The sequence below is a fragment of the Krasilnikovia sp. MM14-A1004 genome (genome assembly GCF_047159485.1).
Lineage (GTDB): Bacteria > Actinomycetota > Actinomycetes > Mycobacteriales > Micromonosporaceae > Actinoplanes.
The window spans coordinates 5,709,994-5,727,255 of record NZ_AP038773.1; the positions used below are offsets into that span (position 1 = coordinate 5,709,994).

15 protein-coding genes and 1 tRNA gene are annotated in these 17,262 nt (G+C 73.2%); 14 read left to right on the plus strand and 2 right to left on the minus strand.

The features are described 5' to 3' along the window. Positions 1-18 precede the first annotated feature (18 nt). The gene (locus ACMCNN_RS24480; protein WP_412747257.1) at positions 19-1,683 is read right to left on the minus strand and encodes a copper resistance CopC/CopD family protein; all 1,665 of its coding nucleotides are present in this window, start codon (positions 1,681-1,683) and stop codon (positions 19-21) included. Between the two features lie 126 nt (positions 1,684-1,809). Between ACMCNN_RS24480 and ACMCNN_RS24485 the strand changes: the two genes are divergently transcribed. The 8 genes from ACMCNN_RS24485 to ACMCNN_RS24520 all read left to right on the plus strand — a co-directional run bounded on the left by ACMCNN_RS24485 (position 1,810) and on the right by ACMCNN_RS24520 (position 8,201). After that, complete coding sequence (locus ACMCNN_RS24485) at positions 1,810-2,394, plus strand: sigma-70 family RNA polymerase sigma factor (protein ID WP_412742855.1); 585 nt, start codon at positions 1,810-1,812, stop codon at positions 2,392-2,394. A gap of 129 nt (positions 2,395-2,523) precedes the next feature. Beyond that, entirely contained in the window at positions 2,524-3,024 is a 501-nt protein-coding gene (locus tag ACMCNN_RS24490) for a MauE/DoxX family redox-associated membrane protein (RefSeq protein WP_412747258.1), read from the plus strand. Further along, positions 3,021-3,767, plus strand: a complete 747-nt coding sequence (locus tag ACMCNN_RS24495) for a DsbA family protein (RefSeq protein ID WP_412742856.1) — start codon at positions 3,021-3,023, stop codon at positions 3,765-3,767. Before ACMCNN_RS24490 ends, ACMCNN_RS24495 begins: the two co-directional genes overlap by 4 nt. Further along, the gene (locus ACMCNN_RS24500) at positions 3,764-4,756 is read left to right on the plus strand and encodes a hypothetical protein (protein WP_412742857.1); all 993 of its coding nucleotides are present in this window, start codon (positions 3,764-3,766) and stop codon (positions 4,754-4,756) included. The genes ACMCNN_RS24495 and ACMCNN_RS24500 overlap by 4 nt, the downstream gene beginning before the upstream one ends. Further along, positions 4,753-5,229 (plus strand): thioredoxin-dependent thiol peroxidase, encoded by a 477-nt coding sequence (gene bcp, locus ACMCNN_RS24505; RefSeq protein ID WP_412742858.1) that lies wholly within the window; start codon positions 4,753-4,755, stop codon positions 5,227-5,229. The genes ACMCNN_RS24500 and bcp overlap by 4 nt, the downstream gene beginning before the upstream one ends. Before the next feature lie 127 nt (positions 5,230-5,356). Continuing rightward, entirely contained in the window at positions 5,357-7,048 is a 1,692-nt protein-coding gene (locus ACMCNN_RS24510) for a methyl-accepting chemotaxis protein (RefSeq protein WP_412742859.1), read from the plus strand. A gap of 127 nt (positions 7,049-7,175) precedes the next feature. Beyond that, a complete protein-coding gene (locus tag ACMCNN_RS24515; protein WP_412742860.1) occupies positions 7,176-8,069 on the plus strand; it encodes a hypothetical protein in 894 nt (297 codons plus the stop codon). A gap of 45 nt (positions 8,070-8,114) precedes the next feature. After that, positions 8,115-8,201, plus strand: a tRNA-Leu gene (locus tag ACMCNN_RS24520). A 141-nt stretch (positions 8,202-8,342) separates the two neighbouring features. Here ACMCNN_RS24520 and ACMCNN_RS24525 read toward each other — a convergent pair. Beyond that, positions 8,343-9,296 carry an expansin EXLX1 family cellulose-binding protein gene (locus ACMCNN_RS24525; protein WP_412742861.1) on the minus strand — a complete coding sequence of 318 codons (954 nt, stop codon included), beginning with the start codon at positions 9,294-9,296 and terminating at the stop codon, positions 8,343-8,345. Between the two features lie 137 nt (positions 9,297-9,433). On the opposite strand from ACMCNN_RS24525, the gene ACMCNN_RS24530 reads away from it, so the two are divergent. The 6 genes from ACMCNN_RS24530 to hutH all read left to right on the plus strand — a co-directional run bounded on the left by ACMCNN_RS24530 (position 9,434) and on the right by hutH (position 17,232). Beyond that, a complete protein-coding gene (locus tag ACMCNN_RS24530) occupies positions 9,434-10,285 on the plus strand; it encodes a MurR/RpiR family transcriptional regulator (protein ID WP_412742862.1) in 852 nt (283 codons plus the stop codon). Positions 10,286-10,295: 10 nt separating this feature from the next. Continuing rightward, positions 10,296-11,936, plus strand: a complete 1,641-nt coding sequence (hutU, locus tag ACMCNN_RS24535; RefSeq protein WP_412742863.1) for a urocanate hydratase — start codon at positions 10,296-10,298, stop codon at positions 11,934-11,936. Beyond that, entirely contained in the window at positions 11,933-13,123 is a 1,191-nt protein-coding gene (locus ACMCNN_RS24540; protein WP_412742864.1) for an allantoate amidohydrolase, read from the plus strand. The genes hutU and ACMCNN_RS24540 overlap by 4 nt, the downstream gene beginning before the upstream one ends. Before the next feature lie 67 nt (positions 13,124-13,190). Further along, the gene (locus ACMCNN_RS24545) at positions 13,191-14,492 is read left to right on the plus strand and encodes a formimidoylglutamate deiminase (RefSeq protein WP_412742865.1); all 1,302 of its coding nucleotides are present in this window, start codon (positions 13,191-13,193) and stop codon (positions 14,490-14,492) included. Further along, positions 14,489-15,697 (plus strand): imidazolonepropionase, encoded by a 1,209-nt coding sequence (gene hutI / locus ACMCNN_RS24550; RefSeq protein ID WP_412742866.1) that lies wholly within the window; start codon positions 14,489-14,491, stop codon positions 15,695-15,697. Before ACMCNN_RS24545 ends, hutI begins: the two co-directional genes overlap by 4 nt. Next, complete coding sequence (gene hutH, locus ACMCNN_RS24555) at positions 15,694-17,232, plus strand: histidine ammonia-lyase (protein WP_412742867.1); 1,539 nt, start codon at positions 15,694-15,696, stop codon at positions 17,230-17,232. Before hutI ends, hutH begins: the two co-directional genes overlap by 4 nt. Positions 17,233-17,262: the final 30 nt, after the last annotated feature.

The following is a 17,262-nucleotide window of genomic DNA, read 5'->3' on the forward strand; positions in this document are numbered from 1 at the left end:
CGAAGGGCTGGCGGGTGGTCAGGAGATCTTGGCGGTCATGGTCACCGTGGACTGGTCGATGTCGCTGGTCCGCAGCGTGAACTTGAACGTCCAGTCCCCGGCCGCGGGCAACGCGACGTCGCCGATCGCGTGGAAGTCCGTGATCCGCAGCAGCGGCACCTCGATCGGCTCGATCCCCTTGGCGGGCAGCGCCGCCGTGGCCGTCCACTCCACCACCGGCAGCGGCTTGTTGTCGGGGGTGTACGCGTACAGGTGCAGGGAGTTGTTGCCGACGGTCGCGGGGAAGATGTCCACCTGCAGCGACATCGTCGGGTTGCGCAGCGTCTGGCTCACCGTGGTGTTCTTCGTGGCGGCGGTCTCGGCGGCCTCGGCCGTCCGTGGCGGGGCGATCTGCACCAGGACCGCGGTGACGGCCAGCACCACGGCGGACACCCCCAGCTCGACGGCGACGAGGCGGCGCAGCGGGCGCGGGCTCTCCGGGACACCGCCCTTGCGCACCACGGTGCGGGCCACCGCCGCCACGGCGATCACCACCGCGGCGAGACCGACCTTGGCCAGGATCAGCCGCCCGTACGTGCTGTCCACCAGACCCTGCAGCGAGGCCACCTCGATCAGGGCCTGCACGACGCCGGCCAGCAGCAGCGCGCTCACCGCCGTCGCCGCCCACCGCGACCAGATCGGCAGGATCGCGGTCAGCTCCCGCGCGTCCGCCCGGGGCAGCAGGAACGCCAGCAGCATGAGCAGCCCGCCCAGCCACACCGCCATGGCCGCCAGGTGGATCGCGTCCAGCACCACGGAGACACCGGCCACCGGGGACGCCGTCGGATGCCCGCTCAACGGCCAGGTGGCCAGCGCGGCCACGCCGAGTGCCCCGAGCAGGGCCAGGTCGGCCTTCGACTCGCCGCCGCCGGTGCGCAGCAGGGGCCGCAGCAGCACCGCGGCCGCGCAGATCACCCCGAGGCGCACCAGCATGACCGCGCCGAAGGTGCTGCCCAGCACGTCACGGAAGTCGCCGAAGCCGACGTCGAACAGCGACCCACCGGTCGCGTACGGCACCTGCAGCCACAGCGCCAGCACGGTGCTGCCGAGCACCAGGCCGATGCCGGTGTGCACCACCCGGGCCGGGCCGCGCCGCGACAGCCGGTGCGGCCACAGCAGCGCCAGCACCAGCACCGGGCCGACGAGCAGCACCAGCCCCGCGTACCCGAGGAATTTGCCGACCGAGATCAGGGTGCGCACCACCGGGTCGCTGGCGGTCGCGTCGCCGGACGCGACCGGCGGGGTCGACGGCTCGCCGACCGAGTAGCTGATGCTGCCGCCGATCGGATGGCTGTCGGCGGAGATGACCCGGTAGCTCACCACGTACGTGCCGCGGCCGCCGCCGGAACGCAGCGGGACCGTGACCGTGGCGCCGTCGGCCTGCGGATCGCCCTGATCGGCCCGCTTGCCGTCGGGGCCGAGCACCTGGATGCGGCCGTCGACGAGCTGGACCGACTCGCTGAAGGTCAACGTGACCCGGTTCGGGGCGTCCGGCACGATCGTGCCGTTCTGCGGGTCGCTGGCCACCAGCACGGCGTGCGCGCTGGCCGGCGCGGCCGGGCCGAGCAGGACGCAGAGCAGCCCGAAGAGCAGGCCCACACCGGCCGCGAGGATCCTGCGCCGGTCGGCTCGAAGGCGGATCATGACGCGGCCGGGCGCGGCGAGAGTGAGCGGGTCATGACGGCCATGCTCCCCGATGGGCGCACGCCGGGCCCACCGGGTCGGCGATCCGTGCTCAGCCATGGGCGGATAGTCGTCGGATAAGCCTGAATGGTTCCTGAGGTGACAGAGAATTTTGGCCTTGTACCATTGCCGACCGTGACGCCCCCCGACGACGCCACCGACCTCGCCCTCGCCGCCCGTGCCGGTGACACCGCCGCGCAGGCCGCCTTCGTGCGCGCCACGCAGGCGGAGGTGTGGCGCTTCGCCGCCGCCCTGGTCGACCCGGGTGCCGCCGACGATCTGACCCAGGAGATCTACCTGCGGGCGTTCCGGGCGCTGCCCGCTTTCGAGGGACGTTCCACCGCCCGTACGTGGCTGCTCGGGATCGCCCGGCGCACCTGCGCCGACCACCTGCGCGCGGTCGTGCGCCGGCGGCGCCTGGACGCGCGGCTGGCCGCGCAGGCCTGGACCGAGTCGCCGCACCCGGACCCCGCGCTGCGCCTGGGCACGGCCGATCTGCTGCGCGCGCTGAGCGAGGAGCGCCGCACCGCGTTCGTGCTCACCCAGATCCTGGGCCTGTCGTACGCTGAGGCCGCCGCCGTCGAAGGGGTGCCGGTCGGCACGATCCGGTCCCGGGTCGCCCGCGCCCGCGAGGAGCTGGTGACCGCGGTCGCCGCGGCCCGGGCCAGCTGAGAGGACCAACGGCCCTGGCCGGGGCCGGATCTTGACGGTTGGCTCGATCACGGCAGGGGACTCCCAGTCGATTCACAGCGGCCCGAGGGGAACCGCGCGGCCCCCGTCACCGACCAATGAGGCGTGAAGATGGACACGGGTGACACCACCGGACCCACCCGTTCGGCCGCCGTGTGGGTGTGGATCTCCACCGTGGCCCGGTTCGGGCTGGCTGTGGTGTGGCTCGTCGCGGGCGCCACGAAGGTCGGTGACCTGGCGGCGTCCGGGCGGGCGGTCAACGCGTACCGGCTGATGCCGTACGAGGCGGCGAAGGTGGTCGGGGCGGCGCAGCCGTTCCTGGAGATCGCCCTCGGGTTGCTGCTGCTGGTCGGGCTGGCGGTACGGCTCAGCGCGGGGATCTCCGCGGTCCTGCTGGTGATCTTCATCGCGGGGATCGTCTCCGCGTGGGCGCGCGGGCTGGCCATCGACTGTGGCTGCTTCAGCCGCGGCGGCGACCTGGCCGGCGGCGTCGACCCGGGCTACCTGTCGGAGATCCTGCGCGACCTCGGCTTCCTGGTTCTGGCGGGAATCCTGCTGTGGCGGCCACGTACCCGATTCTCGCTGGACGGCCTACTGATGGGGGAACGATGAGCAAGGCGGGCAAGGACCGCAACCGGGCCAGGCAGATCGTCGAGCAGCAGAAGGCCCGCGAGCGGCGCCGCAAGGTGACCCTGTGGACGAGCATCGGCGTGGTCTTCCTCCTGATCGCGGCCGGGCTGGTCGGCTACGCGATGTCGTCCAGTCAGCAGAACGCCGACGCGGGCAAGCTCGTCGTGCCCGCGGCGGCGGTCGACGGCGGCACCGCGTTCGCGGTCGGCTCCGGCCCGGTCGCGGTCGACCTGTACGAGGACTTCATGTGCCCGGTCTGCCGCGTCTTCGAGGCCCAGTCGAGCGCCACGCTGCGCGGACTCGCCGCCAAGAACGAGATCACCCTGCGGTACCACCCGGTCGCGATCCTGGACCACGCCTCGGAGGGCACGCAGTACTCCAGCCGGGCCGCGGGGGCGTCGGCCGCGGCGGCGCAGGGCGGCAAGTTCGTCGAGTACCACGACGTGCTCTACGCCAACCAGCCGCAGGAGAACACTCCCGGCCTCACCGACGACAAGCTGATCGAGCTGGGCCGCACGGTCGGGCTCACCGACCCCACGTTCGCCGACGCGGTGAAGAACAAGACGTACGTGCCGTGGGCCACGAAGAACACCGAGACGTTCTCGGCGCGCGGCTACACCGGCACCCCCACCATCGTCGTGGCCGGCAAGCAGGTGACCGGGGCGAACAACTCGCTGCCCACCACCGCCGACATCACCAAGGCGATCGACGCGGCCAAGGGGTGAAACGGCTGGTCCTGATGGTCGCGGTGGCCGGTGCGCTCGTCGTGCCGGCCACGCCCGCGTCCGCGCACGGCGGGGACGCGCCCGACGCCACCGCGTACCGGGTCACGGTCGGCGCTGTCACCCCACCCGAGCCGGGGCTCACGGTCCGGGCCGTCGAGGCAGGGGCGCGGCTGGAACTGGTCAACCACACCGGGCACCCGGTGGAGGTGCTCGGCTACTCCGGCGAGCCGTACCTGGACGTGCGTCCCGACGGGACGTTCGAGAACCTCAACGCACCCACCACGTACCTGAACCGCACCCTGGCCGGGGACACCCCGGTGCCGGCCGGCGCGGATCCGGCCGCGCCGCCGCGGTGGTCCCGGATCTCCAGCGGGCCGAGCGTGCGCTGGCACGACCGGCGTACCCGCTGGCTCGGCGACGGTCTGCCGCCCGCGGCGGCTGCCGACCCCGCGCACACTCACCGGATCAGCGACTGGTCCGTGCCGCTGCGCGCCGGGACCCGTACCTTCGCGGTCCGCGGCACCCTCGACTGGGTGCCGCCGCCGCGAGCCCGGCTGTGGTGGCTGGGCGCGGCGCTGCTGGCGGTCGCGGTCGCGGCCGCGGGCCGGTGGCACGGCCGGGCCGCGGGGGCACTCGCGGTGCTCGCGGGCACGATCACGCTCGGGTACGGGATCAGCCGGGCGCTCGCGGGGGCCCCCGGTACGCTGCCCGCCCTGGTGGCCGCCGCCCTCGCCGTGCTGGCGGGCGCGGTGGCGCTGACCCGTCGCGCCGCCGCGTTCCCGCTGGCGCTCGGCGGGGCGGCGCTGGCCCTGTTCGGCGGCGTGGCCGAGACGGGGGTCTGGCGGCAGGCCGTCGTGGACGCACCCGGCCCGGCGTGGTGCGCCCGTGCCGCCGTACTGATAGCGCTCGGCGCCGGACTGGGCACGGCCGTGACCGGTGTCGCGGGTCTGCGTCGGCGGTCCGGGGCCCCGGTTAAGGTCGACGCATGACTGAGACCGCCCGCCTGGCGCCCGGCGACCCCGCGCCGGACTTCACGCTGCCCACCGACACCGGCGAGAGCCTCTCCCTCAAGGATCTGCGGGGCCGCCGCGTCGTGCTGTACGCGTACCCGGCCGCGATGACCCCCGGCTGCACCACGCAGGCCTGTGACTTCCGCGACTCGATGGCCTCGCTCAAGGGAGCCGGCTACGAGGTCGTCGGCATCTCCCCGGACACCCCGGCCAAGCTCGCCAAGTTCCGCGAGCGCGACGCGATCACGTTCCCGCTGGTCGGTGATCAGGACAAGAGCGTACTGACCGCCTACGGCGCGTACGGTGAGAAGCAGTTGTACGGCAAGACGGTCACCGGGGTCATCCGCTCCACCTTCGTCATCGACGAGCAGGGCCGCATCGAACGGGCCCTGTACAACGTCAAGGCGACCGGTCACGTGGCGAAGCTGCGCCGTGACCTGGGCATAGACTGACCCTGATTCCTGTGAATTTCGCGGATTCCCGGCCCGACGGTCGATAAAACGGTAAGCCAATGCCGTCTGTCGGCGGCGGGTCGCCGGGGGTTCCCCGGCGGCCTCCGCCCGGGTCAGGAGACCGCCCATGTCTGCTGCCGCTGAGCCGCGGCCCGCGAAGTCGCGGGCCCGCAAGCCGCGCAAGTCGCACGCCGCGAAGCGGCGGGCCACGCCGTCACGCCGCCTGAGCGTGACCGGCCTGATGCGCAACCTCAAGGTTGCGCACAAGCTGTTCTTCAGCTTCGGCCTGCTCTGTCTGCTGGTCGTCGCGGTCGGCGCCATGGGCCTGTACCAGCTGCGCAACGCCAACGCGCGGATGGAACAGATGTACAAGGGCAACCAGCAGGCCATCGAATGGCTGGGTGACGTCCGCGCCGACGTCCAGCAGGCGACGGCGCGCACCAACGACCTGATCCTGCGGTCGCCGGTCGCCGACGTCAGCAATGTGCAGATGGCCCTGCAGCGGCTGGACTCCGAGATCGACGGCACCTGGAAGCTGTACAGCTCCAACCAGAACCCCGCCGCGGCCAAGGACAAGGCCGCCTTCTCCGCCGCGCTCAAGGAGTACCGCCAGGTCCGCGAGCAGAAGCTGGTGCCCGCGGCCAAGGCCGACGACTTCCTGGGCTACCTGGGCGCCAAGAACAACTTCATCGACCCGCTGACCGCCAAGCTCACGGTGTCGCTGGACAACCTCGCCAAGATCGAGGACGCCGCCGCGCAGAAGCAGATGGCCGCCGCCCGGGACAGCGCCCAGCTCGCCCAGATCGTCACCATCGTGCTGATCGTCGTCGCCGTACTGGTCACGATCGTGCTGGCGCTGACCCTGAGCCACGCCATCGCCACGCCGCTCGGCCAGACCGTGGGCGTCCTCGCCGGGCTCGCCGACGGCCGCCTCGACCAACGGCTCGGCTACACCGGACGCGACGAGTTCGGCGTGATGGGCCGGGCCGTGGACACGGCCCTGGACCGGCTCACCCAGGCGCTGCGCGGCATCAACGAGAACGCGATCACGCTGGCCTCGTCCGCTGAGGAGCTGACCGCGGTGGCCGCGCAGATGAACACGTCGGCCGCGAACTCCGCCGAACGGGCGCACGCCGTCACCGCGGCCTCCGAGGAGATCACCGGCAACATCACCACGATCTCCGCGGGCGCCGAGGAGATCGGCAGCTCGATCACCGAAATCGCGCGCAGCACCTCCAGCGCGGCGGACGTGGCCACCGAGGCCGTACGTATCTCCACCGAGGCTGGACAGATCCTGCAGCAGCTGGGCACGTCGTCCGCGGAGATCGTCTCCGTCATCAAGATCATTACGGGCATCGCGGAGCAGACCAACCTGCTCGCCCTCAACGCCACCATCGAGGCCGCTCGCGCCGGTGAGGCCGGCAAGGGCTTCGCGGTGGTGGCCGGCGAGGTCAAGGAACTCGCCCAGGAGACCGCCCGGGCCACCGAGGACATCCGCGCCCGCGTCGACGCCATCCAGAACGACTCCTCCGCCGCGGTCAACGCGATCTCCGGAATCGGCAGCGTGATCGAGCAGATCAACGCCACCCAGTCCGCGATCGCCGCGGCGGTCGAGGAGCAGACCGCGACCACCAACGAGATGACGCGCAACGTCAGCGAGGTGGCCACCGGCTCCCACGAGATCTCGACCAACGTGGCCGCGGTCGCGTCCGCGGCGGCCGAGACGACCAGCGCGGCGTCGAACACCGCCGCCGCGGCGGACGAACTGGCACGTGTGGCTCACGACCTGCAGCAGAGCTTGGCGCTGTTCCGGTACTGAGCCTCGGCTGGGGCTCCCCGGCCCGCCGACCCACGGCGGCCGTCATGCGGTTCCGACCCGCGTGGCGGCCGCCGTGCCGTATCCGAGAACTGTCGTACCCCATCGATACGTTCCTACCATGCCTTACGTGAAGTACACGCGGGAGACTCTGGCCGCCGCCGTGGCAGGCGCGACGTCCATGGCCGCCGTCCTGCGCCACCTCGGCATACCGCCGAACGGAGGCGCCCATGCACACCTGCGGCGGCGCATCGACCACTTCGGCATCGACCGGTCCCACTTCCTCGGCCAGGCTCATCGGCGCGGCAAGCCCAGTCCACTGCGACGCACGCCGGACGAAATCCTCGTCCTGCGTCCCCCGACGGCGCGCCGGGCCGCGTCGACTTCGCTGACCCGGGCGTTGCTGGCGGTGGGGCGTCCACACCATTGCGCGCTCTGCGGGACCGGCGACCGCTGGGCGGGCCGGCGACTCACCCTGCACGTCGACCACGTGGATGGCCGCTTCTGGGACTGCCGCGCCGGCAACCTGCGGTTTCTGTGCCCCAACTGCCACAGCCAGACCTCGACGTACGCCGGTCGCAACCGGCGCCACGAACGGATACCGCTCATCCGCGTCGACGCGCACGGCGATCCCGTGGCCGATCAAGTGCCACGGCAGCGGCCACCCGCGGAGGAGGTCCTGGACCGACTCGACCGGGCCGAGGTCACGGTGGCCGAGGCGGCCCGCCTGCTCGGCTGCCACCGCAACCACATCTACCGGCTACGCGAACGGCGTCGTGAGTGCGGCTCGCTCGCCCCGGCCACACGGGCGCGCGGCCGACGCGTGGTCGACCCGTCGACCGTCATCGCGTTCGCGGTCGCCAATCCCCTGCTGGGCCCCCGCCGGCTGGCCACGGCACTGGCGCGTCGGGCCAACGATCCGGTGGTGGTGTCGCACGGGACGGTCTCGAACATTCTGACCGCCGCCGGCCTCAACACCCACGCGGCACGCATCGCGGCGGCCTCCGAAGGATCCGCACGGTAACGGCACCGACTACACTGCTCAACACGTCGCCCTACCGGCGACGATGCGGAAGTGGCGGAACAGGCAGACGCCCGGGTTTTAGGTACCCGTGCCTTAACAGGCGTGGGGGTTCGAGTCCCCCCTTCCGCACCACAGACCCCGCCCCGGGGGTCACGCCTTCTTACTTCAGGCGGTGACGCGCCACCGTGCATCCCCCTCGGTCCCGGTGCGAGCAAACCGGTCGGGGCGGTGTGGTGCAGGGGCCACATCTGGAGCCCGCCGGCCGCTCGCCTTTCAGCCGCCGCAGGACGGCGCGGCAGGCGCGGCGGCGAGCGCCACCGGCGGCGCCTGCGCGAGCCCGTCCGCCTCCCGGTCCGGGCTGGCAGCTGGGGACTCCGACACCGCCGGCGCGGCAGACGACGACGGCGCGGCGGGCGCCGACGACACCTTCGACTTCGATGGCGCGGGCTTGGCCTTCTTCGACGGCGCGCCCGCCCCCTTGGCGACCGCCGGTGCGCTGCCCGCCTTGCCGCTCAGGCGTACGGATGTGGTCTGGCGCCGCTGCGGCAGCAGCTTGACCCCGGTGGCGGTCGCGACGTGGCCGTAGCTGTCGGTGATCCGGATGCTGAACGGGCCCTTTCCCGTGTTCTTGTCGATGATCCAGAAGTTGTACGAGGCGTGCGCAGCCGTCATCCACCCCCGTCCGGGCCCCTTGGCCTGGACCGAGACGATCGGGTTGGCGTGGTTGTCGATGAGGATCGCCCACCAGTACTGCGACGAGCCCTCGGCGAAGGTGATGCTCAGCGGGCCCGGGGTGGGTGCGTTCGGCACGGCCCGGTAGGTGATCGGCACGACGCCGGCCGACTCGTTCGCGATGCGCTTGAACGCGGTGCGGCTCAGGTCGAGGTGCCCGACGGCGCATTCCGGGCAGGAGTCGAAGACCTTGACCCGGACCTTGCCCTTGGGGCCGGTGACGTCGATGTAGCTGCCGCAGGCGGTGGCGCCGGAGTATTGCGCACGGCCGAGCGCGACGTACAGGTCGTCGGCGGGTGGGGCGAAGTTGCAGTTGCCGACGCCGCCGGCCAGGTCGTAGAAGGTCGCTTTGCCCTTCTGGGTGCTGGTGGGCGGGGGCGCGGCGCAGGCGGGGCCGCCGTCGCGCAGCAGCAGTGCGACGCCGAGGACGCCCGCGAGGAGTACGGCGCCGCCGGTGGCCAGCCAGCGGGGGGTCAACAGGCGATGAGCAGTCACGCTGAGGCATCTTTCGGCGCTGTCCGCGTGAGGGCAACGCTTCTAAGAGAGACCTAAGACAGCGATCCGGCCAGGTCACCTGGATGAGTCTGGTCAGCCCTCTGGTGTTTGAAAGATTCCATGCATACGCTGCGAGAGTGAATGACGGAGCTGTCAGGACGGCTGAGCGCGTGCTCGACCTGTTCCAGGGCGCGCGGCTGACCCCGACGCAGCGCCGCATCGCGCACAGCCTCGTGCAGCACGCCCCGTCGGCGGCGTACCTGTCGGCCGCCGAGGTCGCCGAGCTGGCCGGGGTGAGCCAGCCGTCCGTGACCCGGTTCGCGATGGCGCTGGGCTACAGCGGATATCCGGCACTGCGCCGTGAGCTGCGGGCGCTGGCCGGGCCGCGCCCCGCCGACGGCCGGGAACCCGGCGACAACCCCATGCAGCGGGCGGTCCGGGCCGAGGCGCAGCACCTGGGCCGACTGGTGGAGCAACTGGACAATCTGGACGCGGTGGAGCAGGCCGCGAAGCTGCTGGTGGCCAGCCGTCCCCTGCCGGTGCTGGGGCTGCGGGCGGCGGCGCCCCTTGCGGCGTATTTCGGGTATTTCGCCGCGAAGGTGCACCCGGACGTGCGCGTACTGGACACCGGCGGGACTCATCTGCTGGACCGGCTCGACCAGGCGCGGGCCGCGGGTGCGGGCGCACTGCTGGCGATCGTGCTGCCGCGCTACCCGAAGGAAACCCTGGACACGCTGCGCGAGGCCCGGGCGGCGGGGCTGGCGGTCGTGGCGGTCACCGACTCGGCGGTCAGCCCGGCCGCCGAGTGCGCGGACGTGGTACTGCCCGCGGCGGTCGGCACCCACCTGGTCTTCGACCTGCATACCGGGCCGATGGCGATGGCGATGGTTCTGCTGCAGGCGATGTGCGACGCGGCGCCCGGTGGCGTTCAGCACCGCCTGGAGCAGTTCGAGGCGACGGCCGCTCGGCGGCACATCTTCGAGGCATGAGGAGGACGACATGGTCGTGAGGGCGGATCGCGGCACGCAGCGTACGGCTAAGGGGTGGCCCCAGGAGGCCGCCAAGCGGATGCTGATGAACAACCTCGACCCGGACGTGGCAGAGCGCCCCGACGACCTGGTCGTGTACGGCGGCACCGGCAAGGCGGCGCGGGACTGGCCGTCGTTCCACGCGATCGTGCGGGAGCTGGACACGCTCGCCGACGACGAGACGCTGCTGGTGCAGTCGGGGCGGCCGGTCGGCGTGTTCCGCACTCACGAGTGGGCGCCGCGGGTGCTGCTGGCCAACTCCAACCTGGTCGGTGACTGGTCGACCTGGCCGGAGTTCCGCCGCCTGGAGAAGCTCGGCCTCACCATGTACGGCCAGATGACGGCCGGTTCGTGGATCTACATCGGCACCCAGGGCATCCTGCAGGGCACGTACGAGACGTTCGCGGCCGTGGCAGCCAAGCGCTACGGCGGCGACCTCGCGGGCACGCTGACGCTGACCGGCGGCTGCGGCGGCATGGGCGGCGCGCAGCCCCTCGCGGTCACCATGAACGGCGGCGTCTGCCTCATCGTCGACGTCGACGAGACCCGGCTGCGCCGCCGCGTCGAGACCCGCTACCTGGACACGCTCGCCGCCGACCTGGACGACGCGATCGCGCAGGCGGAAGCCGCGAAGCGGGACCGCCGCGCGGTCAGCATCGGCGTGGTCGGCAACGCCGCCGAGGTCTTCCCGGAGCTGCTGCGCCGCGGCGTGGCCATCGACATCGTCACCGACCAGACCAGCGCGCACGACCCGCTGTCGTACCTGCCGGTCGGGGTGGACGTGGCCGACTGGGCCGAGTACGCCCGGACCAAGCCCGAGGAGTTCACCGACCGGGCGCGGCAGAGCATGGCCCGGCACGTCGAGGCGATGGTCGGGTTCCTGGACGCGGGCGCCGAGGTGTTCGACTACGGCAACTCGATCCGCGGCGAGGCGCAGCTCGGCGGGTACGAGCGGGCGTTCGCGTTCCCGGGCTTCGTGCCCGCGTACATCCGGCCGCTGTTCTGCGAGGGCAAGGGACCGTTCCGGTGGGCGGCGCTGTCCGGCGACCCGGCCGACATCGCGGCCACCGACCGGGCGATCCTCGACCTGTTCCCCGACAACGACCCCCTGGCCCGGTGGATCCGGATGGCCGGGGAGCGGGTCGCGTTCCAGGGGCTGCCCGCGCGGATCTGCTGGCTGGGCTACGGCGAGCGGGACAAGGCGGGAGTGCGGTTCAACGACATGGTGGCGCGCGGTGAGGTGTCCGCCCCGATCGTCATCGGGCGTGACCACCTGGACTGCGGGTCGGTGGCGTCGCCGTACCGGGAGACAGAGGCGATGGCGGACGGCTCGGACGCCATCGCGGACTGGCCACTGCTCAACGCCCTGGTCAACACGGCCTCCGGCGCGTCGTGGGTGTCCATCCACCACGGCGGCGGCGTCGGCATCGGCCGGTCGCTGCATGCAGGGCAGGTGTGCGTCGCCGACGGCACCGCGCTGGCCGGGCAGAAGATCGAGCGGGTGCTCACCAACGACCCCGGGATGGGCGTCATCCGGCACGTCGACGCGGGCTACGAGCAGGCCACCGCGGTCGCCGACGCGACGGGCGTACACATCCCGATGCGGTCATGAGCGCGACGTTCGCGGCGCTCTGGGCCGAGATCGCGCCGATCGGCCGCACGGCCGGCGGCGGTTATCTCAGGTACGCGTTCAGCGAGCCGGAACTGGCGCTGCGCGACTGGTTCCGGGCCCAGGCGGCCCGCCGGGAGCTGGCGGTCACCGAGGACGGCAACGGGAACCTGTTCGCCTGGTGGGGCTCGCCGTGGGGGCCGGGGACCGTGCTGACCGGCTCGCACTTCGACTCGGTGCCGCACGGCGGCGGGTACGACGGGCCGCTCGGCATCGTCAGCGCGTTCCTGGCCGTGGACGAGATGCGGGCGCGGGGCGTGACGCCTGCGCGGCCGCTGGCCGTGGCCGCGTTCGCCGAGGAGGAGGGCGGCCGCTTCGGCGTGCCGTGCCTGGGTTCCCGGCTGCTCACCGGCGCGATCACGCCCGAGAAGGCGGCGGCGCTGACCGACCGGGACGGGGTCACGTTCGGGGCGGCGCTCGGCGACCACCCGGCCGGGGCCCAGCAGGACCGCCTGGCCAACGTCTCCGCGGTCGTGGAGCTGCACATCGAGCAGGGCAAGGCCCTCGTCGACGTGGACGCGCCGGTCGGGGTGGCCTCGGCGATCTGGCCGCACGGGCGGTGGCGGATGGACTTCACCGGCGACGGCGACCACGCGGGCACCACCCGGATGGCGGACCGGCACGACCCGATGCTGACGTTCGCGTACACGGTGCTGGCGGCCAACAAGGAGGCCCGGCTGGCCGGGGCGCACGCCACGGTCGGTCGGGTGGAAGCCGAACCGAACGCCACCAACGCGATCCCGTCGCGGGTACGCGGCTGGCTCGACGCCCGGGCCGCCGACAGCGCCACCCTCGACCGCCTCGTCGAGGCGGTCGTCAAGCGGGCCGTGGAACGGGCCGGGCGCGACGGCACCCGGGTCAGCGTCGAGGCGGAGTCGGTCTCCCCCGAGGTGGCGTTCGACACCGACCTGGCCGCCCGGCTCGCCGCGCTGCTGGGCGGCGTGCCGATCCTGCCCACCGGCGCCGGACACGACGCGGGCGTGCTGTCCGGGCACGCCCCGACCGCGATGCTGTTCGTCCGTAACCCGACCGGGGTGTCGCACGCCCCCGCCGAGCACGCGCCGGACGCCGACTGCGCCGCGGGAGTGACCGCTCTCGCCACCGTGCTGGAGGAGCTGACGTGCCGCTGACCAGCCGACCCGACTCTCCGCGGCGGCCAAGGCGGCCGGGGCTGCGGCTCCCGGCGGGCGGTGCGGTATGAGCGGCCCGACGTGGTACCGCGCCGAGCACGCCTGGCTCGGCGATCATGTCGCGTCCGACGTGCTCATCGAGGTGCGTGACGGACGGTTCGCGGCGGTGACCGCGGACGCCGCCGTACCCGACGGGGCAACCCGGCTGCCCGGGCTGGTGCTGCCGGGGCTGGCGAACGCGCACTCGCACGCGTTCCACCGGGCGCTGCGCGGGCGTACCCACGGCGCGCGCGGCAGCTTCTGGACCTGGCGCGACCTCATGTACGACGTCGCCGGCGCCCTCGACCCGGACACCTACTTCACCCTGGCCCGCGCCGTGTACGGCGAGATGGCCCTGGCCGGGATCACCTGCGTCGGCGAGTTCCACTACCTGCACCACGCCCCCGGCGGCACCCCGTACGCGGAGCCCAACGCCATGGGCGACGCGCTGATCGCCGCGGCCGCCGAGGCGGGCATCCGGATCACCCTGCTGGACGCGCTGTACCTCAGCTCCGCGGTGGACGGTGCCCCGCTGGAAGGGGTCCAGCAGCGTTTCGGCGACGGCGACGTGGACCGCTGGGCCGAGCGCGTCGACACGCTGAAGCCGGGCGGCCACGCCCTGATCGGGGCGGCGATCCACAGCGTGCGCGCGGTGCCCGTAACCGCGCTGGCGAACCTGCCCCGCCCGGTCGGGCCGCTGCACGTCCACCTCTCCGAGCAGCGTGCCGAGAACGAGCAGTGCCTGGCCGTGCACGGCTGCACCCCGACGGAGCTGCTGCACCGACACGGACTGCTGGGCGCCGGGACCACCGCCGTGCACGCCACCCACCTCACCGACGGCGACATCGCCGCACTGTCCGGCAGTGGCATCTGCTTCTGCCCCACCACGGAACGGGACCTGGCCGACGGAATCGGCCCGGCCCGGCGGCTGGCCGACGCCGGTGCCGCGCTCAGCCTGGGCAGCGACAGCCAGGCCGTGATCGACCTGTTCGAGGAGGCCCGCGGCCTGGAGATGGACGAGCGGCTCGCCACCGAGCAGCGCGGCCACTTCACCATCGCCGAACTGATGGCCGCAGCGGCGAACCACGCCACGCTCGGCTGGACGGACGCCGGGACGATCACGGTCGGCAACCGGGCCGACCTGGTGGCGGTGTCGCTGGACACGGTCCGTACCGCGGGCGTCGACCCGGCCGGGGCGGTCTTCGCGGCCACCGCGGCCGACGTCACCCACGTCGTCACCGACGGGCGCATGGTCGTGGCCGACGGACGACACACCGGCTTCGACGTGGCGGCGGCGCTGCGCGACGCGATCGCGGAGGTGCTCCCGTGAGTCTGCTCGTCACCAACATCGGCGAACTCGTCACCAACGATCCGGCTGCGGGTGAGGGGCCGCTGGGCATCATCCACGACGCCGCCGTTCTGGTGGACGGCGACCGGGTCGCCTGGGTGGGACCCCGCGCCGCGGCACCCCCGGCCGACACCGGGCTCGACGCCGACGGTGGCGCGGTGCTGCCCGGCTTCGTGGACAGCCACGCCCACCTGATCTTCGCGGGCGACCGGGCCGCCGAGTTCGCGGCCCGGATGGCCGGCGAGCCCTACACCGGCGGCGGCATCCGTACCACGGTCGCCGCGACCCGCGCCGCCGGCGACGACGAGCTGCGCGCGTCCGCGCGGCGCCTGGTCGCGGAGGCGCTGCGGCAGGGCACCACCACGATCGAGATCAAGAGTGGGTACGGCCTGAGCGTCCCCGACGAGGCCCGCAGTCTGCGGATCGCCGCGGAGCTGACCGACGAGACGACGTTCCTCGGCGCGCACGTGGTGCCCGCCGAGTACGCCGACCGCCCCGACGACTACGTGGACCTGGTCACCGGCCCGATGCTGGCCGCGGCCGCCGGGCACGCCCGCTGGGTGGACGTGTTCTGCGAGCGGGGCGCGTTCGACGGCGACCAGGCCCGGGCCGTGCTCACCGCCGGCGCGAAGGCCGGGCTGGGGATGCGCGTGCACGCCAACCAGCTCACCGAGGGGCCCGGCGTGCGGCTGGCGGTCGAGCTGGGCGCGGCCAGCGCCGATCACTGCACGCACCTGAGCGACGCGGACGTGGACGCGCTGGCGGGTGGCGACACCGTGGCCACGCTGCTGCCGGGCGCCGAGTTCTCCACCCGCTCGCCGTACCCCGACGCGCGGCGGCTGCTCGACGCCGGGGCCACTGTCGCGCTGGCCACGGACTGCAACCCCGGCTCGTCGTACACGTCGTCGATGCCGTTGTGCATCGCGCTGGCCGTACGGGACATGCGGATGACCCCGGCCGAGGCGCTGTGGGCCGCGACCGCGGGCGGCGCCCGGGCGCTGCGCCGCACCGACGTCGGGGTGCTGCGACCCGGCGCCCGCGCCGACCTGGTCGTCCTCGACGCCCCCTCCCACCTGCACCTGGCCTACCGGCCCGGCGTACCCCTCATCAGAACCGTCCTGCATCACGGAAGCACAGCCATGACCGACCGCAGCCGGGCGGCCGTGGCGAAGGAGACCCAGCCATGAGCACCGTCATTGTCGAACCGACCGGCATCACCCCGGCCGACGTCCTCGCCGTGGCCCGGGGCGACGCCCGGGTCGAACTCGCCGCCGCGACCGTCGACGCGATGCGGACCAGCCGCGCCATCGTGGACGGCATCGAAGCATCCGGCCGTCCCGTGTACGGCGTGTCCACCGGCTTCGGCGCCCTCGCCAACACCGCGATCGCCCCCGAACGCCGCGCCGAGCTGCAGCACGCCCTGATCCGCTCGCACGCCGCCGGGATCGGCGCCCCGATGCCCCGCGAGGTCGTCCGCGCGATGATCCTGCTGCGGGTGCGTTCGCTGGCGCTGGGCCGCTCCGGGGTACGCCCCGAGCTGGCGCACGGCCTGGTGGACCTGCTCAACCACGACATCACGCCGTGGGTGCCGGAGCACGGCTCGCTGGGTGCGTCGGGCGACCTGGCGCCGCTGGCGCACTGCGCGCTGGTGCTGCTCGGCGAGGGCTGGGTGCTGGGCAAGGACGGCGAGCGGGTCGGGGCCGCCGAGGCGCTGCACGCGGCCGGGTTGAGCCCGCTGGAGCTGGCCGCCAAGGAGGGCCTGGCGCTGATCAACGGCACGGACGGCATGCTGGGCATGCTGCTGCTGGCGATCGACGACGCCGCCCACCTGTTCGCCATGGCGGACGTGACCGCGGCGCTGGCGATCGAGGCGATGCTGGGTTCGGAACGGCCGTTCCTGCCGGAGCTGCACACGATCCGCCCGCACCCGGGGCAGGCCGCGTCGGCCGCCAACATCCACCGGCTGCTCCAGGACTCCACGATCATGGACTCGCACCGGGACGACCTGGCGCATGCGGTGCAGGACGCGTACTCGATGCGGTGTGCGCCGCAGGTGGCGGGCGCGGCCCGGGACACCCTGGAGTTCGTCACCACCGTGGCCGGACGCGAACTGCTGTCCGTGGTGGACAACCCGGTGGTGCTGCCGGACGGGCGGGTCGAGTCCACGGGCAACTTCCACGGCGCCCCGCTGGGCTTCGCCGCCGACTTCCTGGCCATCGCGGCCGCCGAGGTCGGCGCGATCGCGGAACGCCGGGTGGACCGGTTGCTGGACGTGACCCGTTCGCGCGAGCTGCCGCCGTTCCTGTCCCCGGACGCGGGGGTCAACTCCGGTTTGATGATCGCGCAGTACACCGCTGCCGGGATCGTCGCGGAGAACCGGCGGCTGGCTGCACCGGCCTCGGTGGACTCGCTGCCGACCAGCGGCATGCAGGAGGATCACGTGTCGATGGGCTGGGCCGCGGCGAAGAAGCTGCGTACCGTCCTGGACAACCTGACCAGCCTGCTGGCGGTCGAGCTGCTCAGCTCCGTGCGTGGCCTGCAGTTGCGGGCTCCGCTGACGCCGTCCCCGGCGGGCCGGGCGGCGCTCGCCGCGGTCGGCGCGTTCGCGGGCGAGCCGGGCCCCGACATGTTCCTCGCGCCGGTGCTGGAGCAGGCCCGCGCGGTGGTGTCCGGTCGCGCGCTGCGCACCGAGATCGAGGGCACCACGGGCCCGCTGCGCTGACCGGGCCGCGAGTCAGCCCGCGACCTGATC

Excerpts from the sequence above, each read along its gene's own strand:
- ACMCNN_RS24480 (WP_412747257.1), bottom strand. The coding sequence starts at position 1,683 with ATGATCCGCCTTCGAGCCGACCGGCGCAGGATCCTCGCGGCCGGTGTG.
- ACMCNN_RS24485 (WP_412742855.1), top strand. The coding sequence starts at position 1,810 with ATGGTTCCTGAGGTGACAGAGAATTTTGGCCTTGTACCATTGCCGACC.
- ACMCNN_RS24490 (WP_412747258.1), top strand. The coding sequence starts at position 2,524 with ATGGACACGGGTGACACCACCGGACCCACCCGTTCGGCCGCCGTGTGG.
- ACMCNN_RS24495 (WP_412742856.1), top strand. The coding sequence starts at position 3,021 with ATGAGCAAGGCGGGCAAGGACCGCAACCGGGCCAGGCAGATCGTCGAG.
- bcp (WP_412742858.1), top strand. The coding sequence starts at position 4,753 with ATGACTGAGACCGCCCGCCTGGCGCCCGGCGACCCCGCGCCGGACTTC.
- ACMCNN_RS24510 (WP_412742859.1), top strand. The coding sequence starts at position 5,357 with ATGTCTGCTGCCGCTGAGCCGCGGCCCGCGAAGTCGCGGGCCCGCAAG.
- hutU (WP_412742863.1), top strand. The coding sequence starts at position 10,296 with ATGGTCGTGAGGGCGGATCGCGGCACGCAGCGTACGGCTAAGGGGTGG.
- ACMCNN_RS24540 (WP_412742864.1), top strand. The coding sequence starts at position 11,933 with ATGAGCGCGACGTTCGCGGCGCTCTGGGCCGAGATCGCGCCGATCGGC.
- ACMCNN_RS24545 (WP_412742865.1), top strand. The coding sequence starts at position 13,191 with ATGAGCGGCCCGACGTGGTACCGCGCCGAGCACGCCTGGCTCGGCGAT.
- hutH (WP_412742867.1), top strand. The coding sequence starts at position 15,694 with ATGAGCACCGTCATTGTCGAACCGACCGGCATCACCCCGGCCGACGTC.